A 13,731-nucleotide genomic window follows, 5' to 3' on the forward strand; every position below is an offset into this window, starting at 1 on the left:
CCGTATGTCTGCGGGCGCCAGAAGATAGATAACGCCCTGGTATCGGCGTGATTAATTTAATTTTTTCTGTATCAGTGCGCTGCCGCCGCCATAGTCGTTAATAATTTTCCAACTTATTTCACCGCTGGTTTTTATGGCTTTATTTAATTTGAATATGCTGGTGCTTTTCGGCGGTGCCATAGTGGCGGCGTCAATATTCTGCCCGTTAATTTTCACACTTTGGAAGTTAATATAATAAGGAGAATCATTGACGACTTTCAGTTGATCGTTTTCCAGTTGCCAGTTCAGCGCTTTTGCTGCTTCGTCCAGGGTACCGGGCAAATTTTTGGGGCGGTACAGCAATTTTATCTGGGTATTGACGGCAATTTGCAGCGTATTGGCGTCGATATCCGTAGATTTGGGGATCGCCTTGACATTTAACCAGAACAGCGATTCGCGATCCTGTGGCAAATCTCCTCCGGTATTGATAATACGCAGGACATTCTCTTTTTTACCGTCCAGGCGGAACAGGGGCGGAGTGACGATAAAGGGGGCCTTGGCGCCGGTGTGTTCGTCGTTTTTTACCCAGCTTTGTACCAGAAATGGGGTTTTTGTCGGGTTCTTGACGTTGATATTACTCTCTTTTTTACCTGCGTCATAAATTACACGAGTGCCGCCCAATACCACGCTGCCTTGTGCCAGACTGGAAACCATCATTAATGCGATCAGGGTTAGACTTCGGGTTCTGCTCATGGTTTGTCCTTATACAGGCTGCACCGGGTGCAGCCTGGGAATGGCAGGGTTTAGTTATACACGATGGTGTAATCGGCAACGGCGTTGGCTGTACCGACACTGGCAGCACCCGTCGCTTTATAGCGGGCAAAGTACAGCAGGGTTGCTTCACCATTGTTGATGCTTTCGCTGTATTGAGGGGCGGCGCCCAGCGGTAATGGCTGATTGTTTTTCTCGGTAAATTCGATAGCGACGTTTTTAGCAGTGGTGTCCGCATCCGGGGATGTCAATTGCAGTAATGTATTATCCGCAGTATCAACTGCGCCTGCGAACCGAGCGCTTACTGTTGTTGGACTCTCGTTTTCCGTCGGGCAATCAGTCAGTTTTATCTCAATACGATGGGCTGCTGACGTTGCACCGGCCGTTGCCAATGTTGCTTTATCGATCTTCCCTAAAATAATGGTAGGATTTGTGCCTTGGCCGTTGATATTTACGGTACAGGTATTTTCGATGATTGCTCCCTGAAATTGAATTGTACCGGTCGCCGCCAGCGTGACCGACGAATAAGTTGTACAAGCGGTCATAATCATGCCCATGGCGATAAGTGTTTTTTTCATAGCAATAATTCCTTATGTATGTGATTGCATTTTTTAATGTGTAGCGCTTTGCTTTGCTGCCATTCCATTTCTACACATATCCAATTGTGTCGCGATGTAACTCTCAGTAAACGTCGCCAGAATAGTTGCATTGTTATGGTCTGAACAATGCTCTCAATGTGATGAATTGATAAAGTGATCGTGATTTTTATATGAATGATGGCTTGTTTTAAAAACTGATGTATATTGTGAGGAGTAATGAGAATACTGTTGCAAGTGATATCCATCTTCTATTTTTAAATTAAACGATTAGTCGAATTTTCGGTTTTTTCAGAATAAAAAGCCAGAATGGCTGAGGGGAGGGGAAGGTCACAATGTTACATGAAATGAACCCCAAATTGTTCGGCCTGGCTCGGCGAGGGGCGTGAGCCAGGGAGGCCTAAGCCTTTATTTCCTGCTATGTTCAGAGGTTGGCATACGGTTATTGCACAGGTTATCAATAACCATGCTCAGATACACGTTAGTGGCAGATAATATGGTCTGTATTAAACGGTTCGTTTAATTTCTGGTGTTCATGGCGAAGCCGATCCACTCGCAATGGCCTAATCACGTTGTCTCTTTAGCCGGGTTCGGTGCGACACTCGGAAAGTATGCCATTCTGGTGAAACTGCGCATCTTTCCGTCAGACGTCGACGGCAGATGACTTGCGGCGCCTGCTGTTCTAAGCGTCTAGCTCGGTGTCGAGCTGTCCCGCCGCCATAGCTTGCGCGAACAGCGTGTGACACATCTTCCTGCCACTGAGCGGTTGACGCAGGCGGTAGTTGACCATAGTGGGGCAGCGTTGTAGCAATATGCCAGCCAGATCAGGGCGTCGAGACGCACGCTGAGATTGCATTTTTCTAATCGCAGCGCTGCGCTGTGGCACCAGTACCGCATTCCATCCCCACCATCCCCGCCACGCCCGGCAGGCGAGCTTTATCATCGCCCTTGTCGCCGCTCAATTCAGCCAATGAATCGACACCCAGACTGGCGTGGCATCAGCCCTCCATTTGTCTCAGTAGCCGGGTACCCGCTCGCCATTACCGCCACGATAGTCACTGGTGTGTAATTTGCCGCTGCTAACTGGATAAAGGCTCAGAGGGTGTTTCATTGGCTGTTTTCGCATAATTCTGTCAGCGGCAATAAGACTTTAGGAACTGATGATTGCCTCGCGGTTATCTTGAGGCTGGGCAGTGGAAAGTAAAATAATGTCCGAATGCTACGTTCTGAAATCGTCTGAAGAATGCTTGGAGTGTTGAGAATGAGAGCGGTCGAACGAAGGAAATTCCTCTGGATTTGAGTGAAAATCTGATTTCTATTATGAATTAATCATAAATTGTTTGGATCTGCATTCGTAAGGTTGGGATATTCTGTGCTACGGCGGCATATGAAAAACAGGTAAAGCAGGACGTTGTATTTCCCTACTTTCAATATGCCCTCTTCGAGACACGGTTCTCTACGCCAGCGGGAGCATTTTTTCATGTCATGAATGTTTGTTAGGTAGTTAATAGATGCTTGTCGCGTGAATCAGGCTATGAGAAATCTCTATGCCAATCAGGAATTATAAGGATGCGTTTTATGGATGAAATCATTCCCTTGAGTGAGGAGGTTTTTTATAACCCTGCACATTCTAGCCTGGAAATGGTATCTGGCGCGGAGAGTATACATCTTACGCCCAACGAGAAAAAACTACTGGAGCTGGTACTGGAAAATCGCGGTCGCAAAGAAACCATCATTGACGAAATATGGACTCGACAAGGGGTCGTCGTCAGTGAGTCCAGCTATCACCAATTGGTAAAAATGCTACGCAGAAAATTCCAAGACGCTTCTTTATCTCCCTTGTCCCTGAAGACCATTCCACGATACGGCATTGTGCTGGTTACCTGTAAGAAAGAGGGGGGAACTTCCGCAGCCGACGATCGGGCAGAAACGCAGCATAACGAAGTGGCTATTGCGGTGTCGGAACCGGCTGTTGCGCCAGAATTGTGGCCGGAATTGCAACAACGACAGGACGACTCGGCGGTGCCACTTGACCATTCAACGGTGCCGCTGTCGACAATTCTGACGGCGCGATGTCCCATTTGGCTGTTTGCCGTGTTGGCTTCAGTGATGATTTTCGCGCCAGCGGTCTGGGTTTATGTACAGAATGACAGTACGTTATTTGCCCACCGTCTGGTTAAAAACAATGTGACCTACCACGCCACCTCATCCGCCTATTTTGGCAAAGGCGCGATGACCCGGATTGCTCGTGATTTGGACAATACCACCAAAGAGATTTATATATCCGGCAATGGGCCGAAAATATGGGTGGCGTATTGTCAGAATAAAATAGATAAGGAAGATGCCAGATGCGCGTATACACATTTTTCGGCCTACTGATGCTTTCGCTGGCGTTGGGCGGTGCCGGAGCCGTAGCGATGAAAAAATTGCTTTCATGGCGCATGTTGCCTTCGGCTCCTTGTTCCAGCGTAATCGAAAACGGTGATTTTATCGGTGATGATATGCAGCGTTATGCGTTTAATGGCACGGTGACTTTTTGGCTAGATGAGCGGATGATCTCTATTTTCGGCGTAACGGAATCTGCCCAGCAGGGAAAAAAGAAGCTGCGGCGCGTACTGCATATGAGCCAGGTCAGTAGCAGCGGACCTGTGGTTACAGGAAAAGTCGTTGAAATCAAAGTGTCACCCAGTGACGACGTTGGCGGTAGCTCGACGCTATTCAGCGCTAGAGACGAGTCGATCAACCTTGTGTTCAGGCGCCTTCGCGCCCAAATGTATCTGGTAACGGTTAATGACAATTGGATCATGATGTGCGAAGAGAAGTAATCCCGCCGCCGGCCTATGGTAGCGCTTTATTAAAAGGTAATACCGACCAGCCGGTTCTTGGTCAGTAAGTCGTTAGACATCGCGTGGCAAGCCAATGATGTCAATTGATTGCTACGCGACGACCAGGCTGGATATTTAATGAGTATTCAAGGCAAAGTGATTTTACACTATTTTCCGCAAGAGGAGCTATCAGCACTGACGGCGTTTCTTATGACTCGGCAGTCATGGTGGTGTAATGAGCCTAACTCGCCTCCTTAAGCGGAAGTCACATGTTAATCTGGTTGAGTTTCTCAAAGCATAAACTTGTTGTGCTGTTAAAAAACATCAGAAAGCACGCCATTAATTTGTTGTTGTCTATTTATTGATAATCGCATTGCTTCTAGCTGCCATACTTTCTGATTGGTCAGATTCTAATCATCCTGCGCATAGGATTACAGTTATTCCCTTGTCAAATATTTTCATCTTCAGATACCGGGAAATTTTACGCCATGAAGTCGGGTTTTAGGAAAATAGATACTTTTCTGGCCGTGGTCGAAACGGGCAGTTTCGAGGGGGCGGCAAAAAAACTCTTTATTACCTCTTCTGCCGTTTCCCTTCGTATTAGTACGCTTGAAAGCGAAATGGGAACGCTGTTGCTGTTGCGTCGCCGGCCTTGCGTACTTACGCCGCAAGGCCACATTTTTTACCGTCATGCCAACCAGCTTCACCAGGTCAAACAGTTGATGGAAAACGAATTGGCGTCATGTTGCAAAAAGGATAGCTGATAGGCAGCGTGGCACCCTGCATGGTGAGCTCCGGTGGCCTACACTGGTGGAAACGATTACGATCTGATGCATTCAGCGCGGTGAGTGGCATTGTGCGGGCAGAGGTGCACCGGCATCTTCTTCTACTTTGAATTGCCAGTCGGTATAGCTTTTGGCTTTTTTGAAGCGTTCCTCATACAGCGGCGCAAAGCCGCTTTTTTTCAGCGGCTGACCCTTCCCCTGACTGTAAACGCCAATCCAGCGTTGTTGTGCGTCATAAATCATTCCCCATTCCTGTCGGCCGGTGAGTGGATCTCGGTATAGCCGGCGTAAGTGATATTCTGAGCGACCGCTGCGCCTATCGTCCAATAGCTGCTGAAAATTCAAAGGGAAACAGGTTCCGGCGCTGCTTTTTTTTCGGTAGCTTGCAATAGCTGCGCGGATTTGGTCACCGCTGAACAGTAATTGGTCCTCCTTCTCTTGTCGCCACTGGACTTGCCGATACTCTTCACTGCGCAACATCATGAGAGCCAGTACGCTCAACCAGGCCAATAGTAGCAGGTAACTGAAGCCGCCTTCTCGACTACCATTCGGCATAGGCGGTGCCTTCCAACGATTTTTCGGTTGCCCCACTGTGTACGTTGATGATTTGTCCCTGTTCATCAGCGTCAACCTTCCAGCTATCGTTTCTATGCGTCATTGGATCCAGCGGCAGCTGCCGCAGATAACCTTTATCGACCAAATCATACAGACTTTCCGGCCCGTCGATACGATCGCGGCGATATTGGTCCAGCGACAGGCGCAGCGTATTCAGGTTGTGCTTCAATACCACTTCTCGGGCGCGCTCGGTTTGCTGGAAATAGCGTGGCGCTACCAGCGTCATCAGGGTGGCAATGATTGCCATTACGACCAGCAGTTCGATCAGGGTAAAACCGTTTTCACCATTGCGCATAGGGTACTCCGTTCAGGCCTGTAGCCCTGCTTGATGAGGCTACGTCATACACATCCTTTCCGCCGCTAAAATCCCCGGGGGGGGCGGTGGAACTGCGGGTAAGCCAGGTTTCGGCGTCTGGCGTGCCAACGCAGTCGCACATTGGATCTCGCGGAATGCGGCGCAGGAAATAGATCTTGCGTCTATTAGGCGATTTTTTATCGCTGACGCCTTCCACCAGGACGTGCAGATTTTTGGGGTAGCCGAGCGTATCGGCATCCTTTTCAATCCTGCCGTCAACCCCGGCCTGTTGGTAACGATCCAGCGCCTCGCGGATTTGGCGCAGCGCCAGCCGCAGTTCATCTTCTTTCTGGCGTTGGCCATATTTTTCCACCAGCGGCAATGCGGCGGCGGTCAGGCAGGCCAGCAGGCTGAGCGTCACCATCATTTCTACTAGCGTAAAACCCCGTTGGCGTTTCATCCTGGTGTCTGTTCCCGTGGGGCTTCATTGAGCGATACCGGCGGTGGAAGTTCTCCCCGCACCTCAGGAATACTGGTCGGAGGTGCCAAAGGCGGTACGTTCGGATCTTCGCTACCGAGTCGAATCTTGCCGGCCGAATGAAGGGTGGTGTTTTGCTCCCCCGGCATATCGTCGGTACCGGCTGGAATGGTGCTGATGTGCCCCCCCGGCAGATCGAGATTGCGTTCGATATGCGGGGTGATCAGCAGGATCACCTCGGTACGTTTGGCATCATTTGAGGAACTGCGGAACAGACCACCAATCAAGGGAATATCACTAAGCCAGGGCAGACCACTTTTTTCCTGCTTGCTGTCCTGGTTTATCAGCCCGGCCAACATCTGGGTTTCCCCATCTCGGCTGCTGAGTATGGTCTTGGCCGTACGGTTATTGGTACCGTAATATTTCAGTCCTTTATCACTGGTTTCTGGCTGACCCAGGCTGCTGAGGGTAAAGTCGACGTCCATGCCGATTTCGCCGTCCAGGCTGATGTCCGGCGTAACTTCGAGCTTTAGACCAACGTCCTGATATGTAACCTGTTCGGAGGTCTGTTCGCCATTGAGTACAGCGGTGATGACCGGCAGTTTTTCGCCGATCTCAATCAGCGCTTTTTTATTGTTTTTTACACGGATGCGTGGATTGGCCAGCACCTGTGCGTGGCTGCGAACTTTTTTGATATCAATAGTGACAGCATTTCCTGCGCCAAGATTGACGAACAGGTTGTCTTTGCGGAACGTGTCGAGTGGCATCCTGTCTCCTTTCTCCAACGGTTGGAAGCCGACACCGACGCTTTGCGGGTAACTGATACCGAGTTTTTCCGCATCGTTGCTTTTTATCTCCAGCACTTCCACTTCCAGCATCACTTCGGCCTCAGGCCGATCCAGCGTCATTAGCAATCGTTCGGCCATGTCTACGCTCTCGCGTGGGCCGCGTACCGTGATGGTATTGGTGCGTTCGTCGACATGAATGTCTTTCAATTTAAGCATGTTGCGGATGGCGACATTCACTTCTTTCGCTTTGGCGTAGCCAAGGAAAAAGGTTCTAACCACGATGTCGCGATAGGTTCTTTCCTTGGCCTGGCCGGCCGGGTAGACCAGCAGCGTATTGCCGTTCAGCACTTTCTTGCGCAGCTGGTTAGACATCAATAACAGATTGATGGCATCTTCCGCCGTGGTGTTATCCGCCATGATGCTGGCAGTGATGTCTTTGGGTACGTCGTTATCGAAGATAAAGCTGACACCGGTCATCTGTGAAATGGTGTTGAAAATCTGGATGAGATTGTGTGATCGAAAGTGCAGTGACACCGGTTTTTGCAGCTCGGCGTTTAACACATCGAACGGCTGTTTGCTGGCGGATAACTTGCGCAATAGCTGGTCACGCAACGCAACGGCCTGCGGCCAACCAGGCTCCTCTTGCAGCACCAGATTGATTTTCTGTAGCGCCTGAGCAGGTTGGTTGGCGGCCAGGTTACTGGCCTGGAGAAACAGGGCGTCAAGTGAACGGTAGGTATTGATGCGTCGCAGCCCTTGCCGTGCACGCAAATTTCCAGGTTGATAGCGCAGGGCGGCGCGCCAGAGACGCGCGGCTTCCTGATAATCATTGCGTGTTGCAGCGGCGTCAGCCTGTTTGAGGTAACTATTTACCAACAGGGTGCTTTCCAACTGTTCGCGGCTTTTCAGCTTCAGATCCTGTGGAGCGGCGCGCCGCTGCTGCGCCAGCTCGTCCAGCGAGCGGATCAGCTGCTGTTGTTCATTGAGTTCGGCTTGTGGCGCGGTGTCGGCACAGCCAGCCAGCAGCATTGCGCCAATGGTCAGTGCAAGTATGTTTTTTTTCAGCATCATTAGAATTTCGGTTTGAAAGTCATGTCACCCAGCGCCAGGCGCTGGTCGTGACGTTGTGGCAACCAGCGGATGGTCAGAAAGTCGGCACCAACCTCTACCAACTGCCAGTTGTGCTCCAGGATATCGCCGGTCCAAATTTTGTCGCGCGCCCGGCACTGGCGGCAGATGACCCATTGCCGTTCGCCGTTGGTCAGCACTAGCGCACGCTGTTGCCGCTCCCACCATGCCCCGCTGATCTGGAACGGTAACGGTGGCGCGCTAGTCATAGCCACTTCTGGTGCTGGGGACGACGCGGCTCGCTGTGGCGGTTCGACCGTGAGCCCCTGGAAGGGGAATAGGTTAACCGAGTTTGTCACGGCGGTAGTGGTGCGGGTATGGGAAGAGGAAGCAACGATGGCCGGGCGACCCTGTACCAGCAACCTTTCCTCTTGGGGCTGGGGTTCCGGCGTCGAAAAAACGCTCCATAGGCAAAGCAGAACGCTTGCTGCGAGAGCAATTTGCAGATAGCGCGGCAATTTCATGGCTGGCCCTCCGCCAGTGTCACGCGCAGTAATATCGTCAACTGTACGTTGTCGGGTGCAATGCGGCTGATCTTCAGGGTATCCACCTGTAGTGGCATCGCAGCGCCCAGTTCTTGCAGCGCCGCGTACAGCTGGGTATATTCGCCGAGCAGCGGGATCTCCAGTGCCAACTGGTCGGCTGCGGAATTTTTGCTATCGGCCAGCAGTTGATAGCGACTCTCTTTAGCCTGTAATCGGTGTTTTTCCAGAATGGCGAACAGCGCTTTTACTTGCTGGTATTCAGTGGCGTTGAGCTTTTGCTCCGCGTCTGCGTTTTCCGGCGCGATGACGGGCAGAGGAATACTGAGTTGTCGTTGAATTTCCTGCTGTTGCAGGCGCATATCCGCCAAATCCGGACGCAACACCACACACCAGTAAATCACCAGCATCAGCCAGACGGCGCCAATCAACAACGGCAGCAAGCCGAGCCGTTCATACAGTCGGCTGGTGTGCCAGCGTACTTGGTTGCCCAACAGGTGCGGTTGACGTAACAGCCTGGAGTTAAGACGCATGATCATACTCCAAATTCAGCGTGGCGCGGATCTGCCACGGCGCTGGTAATGCCCGTTCGCGGGTATGATTTTCCAGTTCGACTTTTGCCGGGGTTCGCTGTAGACGAGAGACGAAATCCAGCAGTGAACTCAAAGATCGGCTGGTCAGCTCAAGATGCATACGTTGCTGACGGGTATCTAAATCCAGCGAAAGCAGCGCGATGTCGTCTGACAATGCATCGGCCAGTTTTGCCAGCACCCACAGGCGTGCGGAGGAAGGCTGTGGAATCGTTGGCGCCGTGCTGAATGCCCGCTGTCGGGCGCGTATGGCTTCTGCCGCTTGTTGATGAGCCAGCAATTGTCGCTGTTGATCGGCCAATTGGCTCGACAGCGTACGTTGGCGCTGGTATTCGGTCTGAATGCCCAGCAGTACCGGCGCCATCAGCGCTAACAATAGCAGGCTGAATTTGACGGTGAGTGGCGGCAAGGCGTAAAAATGATGGTTGTTCATGGCGATCACTCTGTACCCGTCGGCGGCAGGCCATGCTTTAGGGTTACCGGTCCTGGCATGTTTTGCTGCATATGCATCACGTATCGCTCCAGTGGCGGTAGGCCTGCCAATCGGTTGGCAATATCCAGCTGCCGGCTACTTTCTTCTGGCGGCAGGCTCAGGCTGAAAACGCTGTGCCAACGGCCTTGATAGCGTGCAGCGAAGTTGCTTTCATGCTCGCTGATGCAGGCGAATAGCGCGTCGCTTGGCAACCTGCGGCCAAAAGCGTTCAACATGCGGCTGAATGGGGTGTTGCAGCCTCGAAAACGCAAACGATACTTTTTGGCAATGGTCTTCAATTCGATGAACAAGGCGTCATTCAACACGGCGGCAAAGACATTTGCTCCGTATTCGGTACCGAAGAAGCTGACCTGGCTCTTATTTGGTGATTCGCCGCTCTGTTCTGCCAGCAGCATACGTGCATATTGCCGCAACTCTGCCGGGGTGGTGACGCCTTGCGGCCAGGGCACCAGCAGGTAGTGCACATGGGGGGCATCAAGTTCGAATCCTATGCTGTCCAGCCAAGGACACTTACCGCGCAGTGGGGAGAGCAAGCGATCAAGTTGTTCAGCCAGCGGAATGCTGGGTTGCCATATCTGCTGGCTATGCAGCTCTTCGCCTTGGCAAAGCTGAATATGGCGGCGTTGCAATTGACAGCACCACTGCTCAGCGCGTGGAAATAACACGTTTGACCTCCTGCAAGGTGGTAAAACCGTTGCTGGCGGCGTTGACAGCAATTTGCTGCAAACAGACAAAACCCTCCTGCTGAGCGCATTCGCGCAGTTGTCGCAGCGGTGCTCGTGCCAGCAGCGCTTCCTTCATGGCGTCGCTGAAATGCAGTACTTCAGCCAGCGCCAAGCGTCCGTGATAACCGCTGTTACGACAGTGTGCACAGCCTTTACCGACGGCCCAGTCCCCTTGCGTGATTTGCTCGGACGTCAACTGCCATAGTTCTGCATCTTGTTGCTCCGGTGTACTAGGTTCGCGGCAATGTGGGCAAATCTGCCTGACCAGGCGCTGTGCCACTACGCCGTTGAGGGCAGAAATCAGGCTGCCTGGCTCTACCTGCATGTACATAAATCGCTCCAGTACGCTGAATACGCTATTGGCATGCACAGATGAAAGTACCAGGTGGCCGGTCAGTGCAGCCTGTACGGCGATGCCGGCCGTTTCTCCATCGCGAATTTCCCCCACCAGAATAATGTCGGGGTCGTGACGCAGAATGGCACGCAGCCCACGGGCAAAGGTCAGGCCTTTCTTGTCGTTAACCGGGATTTGCAGCACACCTTCCAATTGATATTCCACCGGATCTTCGATGGTAATGATTTTGCTTGTGCCGCTGTTGAGTTCGCTGAGAACCGAATACAGAGTGGTGGATTTGCCGCTGCCGGTTGGGCCGGTGACCAGTACCATGCCATGCGGAATTTGTGTCAGTTGACGTATGGCGAGCAGGGTGTGGGCATCAAACCCCAGCGTTTCCAGACGTAATTTTTGTTCATGCGATTTGTCGAGAACGCGCAGCACGGCGTCTTCGCCGTGAATACTGGGCATTATAGACACCCGAAAATCCACGTTGCGCTGTTGGATATGCGCCTTGAAGCGCCCGTCCTGTGGGATACGCCGCTCAGAAATATCCATGCTTCCCAGCACCTTCAGGCGGGATATCACCTGTTCTGCGGTATGGCTGCCATTACAGCGCGTGATGGGATGCAATACGCCGTCGATGCGGTATTTCACTACCAGCCCGTCTGGTATGCTTTCTAGATGAATGTCGCTGGCGCGGCTTTGCAACGCGTCGTACAGCGTGGCGTTAACCAGCTTGATAACCGGGCTCTGTTCCTGGGAAATACCGACCATCGAGATCTCTAGCGTCGTATCTTCTGCCGTGCCGTCAAAGTCTTGCGTGTTGACCTGATCCATGGTTCGCTGCTGGCGTGCAAGAATATCCAGTTGTTCATGTAACCAGCCTGGCAATCCGAGCGCCAGACGCTCGGCGTGTTTTTGCGCCCACTGTCGCTGCGGTAGCGAAAACGGGTCTGCCAGCAGCAAATAAGCATGGCCGTCGATCTCGAGCGGCAACAGGCGGCGTGACAGTGCCTGAGGTAGCGTGACATGGGCGAAATTCAGTTTGCCCCGCAACAGCTGTTCCACGGTGAGCGGGTACAGTCCAAGATCGGCAGCCAGCGCCGGCAGGCATTGCGGATGCTGAGTCAGCATGTTGTCCAGCCATTCAACTCGCGCGTCAGGCGGTAGACTCTGCCATTCGGTGACGGCACTCAAGGGGGATGATGTCATTGTGTCAATCCTCCGGCCATTTCAAAGATTGGCATGTAAAGCAGGAATACCACTAACCCAACCAAACCGCCGACGATCAACATCAGTAGTGGCTCGAAGATCTTGCTGAAGGTTTCGATGGCGCGCTCGAGGCTTTCGTCATAAAACGCCGCGATACGTTCACACAGTGCGGGCAGATCTCCGCTGCGTTCACCCACCGCCAGTAACCGACTGGCGACGGGGGTAGTAAGTTGTTGCGATTCGAGGCTGGATGACAGGGTTTTGCCGGCCTGTATATCAGCCAAAGCCTGTTGCAAGTTCGGTTGATAGCGCGGGGGGAGCAGGCTGCCGGTCAACGTCAGGGCATTTACGGCTGGCATGCCACCTTGCAACAACAAGCCAAGGGTGCGATAGAAGCGCACCAGAATGGCTAACTGATGCTGATGTTGTAATTGCGGGATACGCAGCAGTTGTTCCAACAGTATTTGTCGCACCTTTTTATTGCTACTGCCGTTGACCAGCAGTATGACACCGAACACCGTCATCGCCAGTAGCAACGGGCCATGACTGTGTGTCAGATGGCCCCACCAGACGATAAATCTTGCACTGCCGTTCAGGTCTCTCATGCCTTCGAAAACTATGGCGAAGCGCGGAATGATAAATCCCAGCAGGAAAAACAGAATCAGGCAGCCGATGCTTATCACCACCGAGGGATAGAGCAACGTGTTGCGGATGCGCTTGCGCAGCGCTTCCATGCGTTTTTCGTAGTGCAGAAAACGCCCGAGCGCGGTAGCTAATTGTCCCGTTTGTTCGGAGGATGCGACGGTGCTGACCAGTAGAGGGGGAAACAGTGCAGGTAGCGCTGCCAGAGCTTGAGAAAGCTGCTGCCCGCGGTAAAGCGTTTTCAGCAGCGCATCAAGCACGCGGCGTTGCTCGGTATCTCGGCTGCTTTCGCTGAGCGCTTCGATTGCCTCGACGATCACCAACCCGGCCTCCAGCAGGGCAATAAGTTCCTGGATGAATAGCGTCAGCGGAAAGGGTTTGGCACGGCGTGCCAGGCGGCTACGGGGTTTTACTTTCAGCACCAGAGCGCCTGTGAGCTCGGCCTGCATGCGAGCCTGTTCAGCACTGTCTGCCTGGAACCTCTGCGTGCTGCGTACGCCGTGGCGCAGCAAGATAATGTCGAAACTTTTCATTATTGCGTCATTCTTTCTGGCGCAGGATGTTGCTGCAGCCGTTGATAGTGTGTTTGCACGCGTCGGGCGTAGTGCTGACGCAGAGCGTTGCGCTTTGGTGCGCTGCCCGCATTGTAGGCTCCGACCGCTTCCCAGCTATAACCATGCCGACGCATAAAGCCGGCCAGGATCCACGCGCCGGTCATTACGCTCAGGCAAGGGTCATTCAATAAACGGCGCTGCGATATTTGATATTTTTTCAGCGCCGGTAAGTTGTTGCTGTTGATCTGCATCAGGCCAATGTCATAGCTGCCGTCTTTGTTTTGGTTTATCGCGGCAGGATCCAGACTGGATTCGGTGATGGCGATTGCCTGTAACAGGGTCGGCTCGATGCCATATCGCTCACCGGCCTGCTTCCAACAGGTAGCGTCGACCGTTGCTGTCAACAGCAATAGGGTAAATAAAACGGCGCGCATTA

16 protein-coding genes are annotated in these 13,731 nt (G+C 52.5%); 3 read left to right on the forward strand and 13 right to left on the reverse strand.

What is annotated here, in order from left to right:
* Positions 1–51: 51 nt before the first annotated feature.
* Positions 52–666: a molecular chaperone gene (locus NYE85_RS14255; protein WP_309600872.1), complete on the reverse strand. Its 615-nt coding sequence runs from the start codon at positions 664–666 to the stop codon at positions 52–54.
* Positions 667–782: 116 nt separating this feature from the next.
* Positions 783–1,328: a fimbrial protein gene (locus NYE85_RS14260; RefSeq protein ID WP_259005408.1), complete on the reverse strand. Its 546-nt coding sequence runs from the start codon at positions 1,326–1,328 to the stop codon at positions 783–785.
* Positions 1,329–2,924: 1,596 nt separating this feature from the next.
* On the opposite strand from NYE85_RS14260, the gene NYE85_RS14265 reads away from it, so the two are divergent.
* From NYE85_RS14265 to NYE85_RS14275, 3 genes are all read left to right on the forward strand, one after another.
* Positions 2,925–3,725, forward strand: coding sequence for a winged helix-turn-helix domain-containing protein (locus tag NYE85_RS14265; protein WP_259005409.1), 801 nt, complete (start codon positions 2,925–2,927; stop codon positions 3,723–3,725).
* Positions 3,695–4,171: a hypothetical protein gene (locus tag NYE85_RS14270; protein ID WP_259005410.1), complete on the forward strand. Its 477-nt coding sequence runs from the start codon at positions 3,695–3,697 to the stop codon at positions 4,169–4,171. The genes NYE85_RS14265 and NYE85_RS14270 overlap by 31 nt, the downstream gene beginning before the upstream one ends.
* 488 nt (positions 4,172–4,659) lie before the next feature.
* Entirely contained in the window at positions 4,660–4,935 is a 276-nt protein-coding gene (locus NYE85_RS14275) for a LysR family transcriptional regulator (RefSeq protein WP_259005411.1), read from the forward strand.
* 72 nt (positions 4,936–5,007) lie between these two features.
* Here NYE85_RS14275 and NYE85_RS14280 read toward each other — a convergent pair whose 3' ends face one another.
* From NYE85_RS14280 to NYE85_RS14330, 11 genes are all read right to left on the reverse strand, one after another.
* Entirely contained in the window at positions 5,008–5,511 is a 504-nt protein-coding gene (locus NYE85_RS14280) for a hypothetical protein (RefSeq protein ID WP_259005412.1), read from the reverse strand.
* Positions 5,498–5,866, reverse strand: coding sequence for a type II secretion system protein (locus NYE85_RS14285; RefSeq protein ID WP_259005413.1), 369 nt, complete (start codon positions 5,864–5,866; stop codon positions 5,498–5,500). The genes NYE85_RS14280 and NYE85_RS14285 overlap by 14 nt, the downstream gene beginning before the upstream one ends.
* The gene (locus NYE85_RS14290) at positions 5,853–6,326 is read right to left on the reverse strand and encodes a type II secretion system protein (RefSeq protein ID WP_259005415.1); all 474 of its coding nucleotides are present in this window, start codon (positions 6,324–6,326) and stop codon (positions 5,853–5,855) included. The genes NYE85_RS14285 and NYE85_RS14290 overlap by 14 nt, the downstream gene beginning before the upstream one ends.
* Entirely contained in the window at positions 6,323–8,203 is a 1,881-nt protein-coding gene (locus NYE85_RS14295) for a secretin N-terminal domain-containing protein (RefSeq protein WP_259005416.1), read from the reverse strand. Before NYE85_RS14295 ends, NYE85_RS14290 begins: the two co-directional genes overlap by 4 nt.
* Positions 8,203–8,469, reverse strand: coding sequence for a hypothetical protein (locus tag NYE85_RS14300; protein ID WP_259005417.1), 267 nt, complete (start codon positions 8,467–8,469; stop codon positions 8,203–8,205). Before NYE85_RS14300 ends, NYE85_RS14295 begins: the two co-directional genes overlap by 1 nt.
* A gap of 251 nt (positions 8,470–8,720) precedes the next feature.
* Positions 8,721–9,275, reverse strand: a complete 555-nt coding sequence (locus NYE85_RS14305) for a GspMb/PilO family protein (RefSeq protein ID WP_259005418.1) — start codon at positions 9,273–9,275, stop codon at positions 8,721–8,723.
* Complete coding sequence (locus NYE85_RS14310) at positions 9,265–9,765, reverse strand: hypothetical protein (RefSeq protein WP_259005419.1); 501 nt, start codon at positions 9,763–9,765, stop codon at positions 9,265–9,267. The genes NYE85_RS14305 and NYE85_RS14310 overlap by 11 nt, the downstream gene beginning before the upstream one ends.
* Positions 9,766–9,770: 5 nt before the next feature.
* The gene (locus NYE85_RS14315; protein WP_259005420.1) at positions 9,771–10,490 is read right to left on the reverse strand and encodes a hypothetical protein; all 720 of its coding nucleotides are present in this window, start codon (positions 10,488–10,490) and stop codon (positions 9,771–9,773) included.
* On the reverse strand, positions 10,471–12,099 hold the full coding sequence (locus NYE85_RS14320) for a GspE/PulE family protein (RefSeq protein WP_259005421.1): 1,629 nt from the start codon (positions 12,097–12,099) through the stop codon (positions 10,471–10,473). Before NYE85_RS14320 ends, NYE85_RS14315 begins: the two co-directional genes overlap by 20 nt.
* Entirely contained in the window at positions 12,096–13,274 is a 1,179-nt protein-coding gene (locus NYE85_RS14325) for a type II secretion system F family protein (RefSeq protein WP_259005422.1), read from the reverse strand. Before NYE85_RS14325 ends, NYE85_RS14320 begins: the two co-directional genes overlap by 4 nt.
* Positions 13,274–13,729 carry a lytic transglycosylase domain-containing protein gene (locus NYE85_RS14330; protein ID WP_259005423.1) on the reverse strand — a complete coding sequence of 152 codons (456 nt, stop codon included), beginning with the start codon at positions 13,727–13,729 and terminating at the stop codon, positions 13,274–13,276. Before NYE85_RS14330 ends, NYE85_RS14325 begins: the two co-directional genes overlap by 1 nt.
* Positions 13,730–13,731 lie beyond the last annotated feature (2 nt).

Source organism: Serratia sp. AKBS12 (assembly GCF_024793895.1).
Taxonomy (GTDB): Bacteria; Pseudomonadota; Gammaproteobacteria; order Enterobacterales; family Enterobacteriaceae; genus Serratia_F.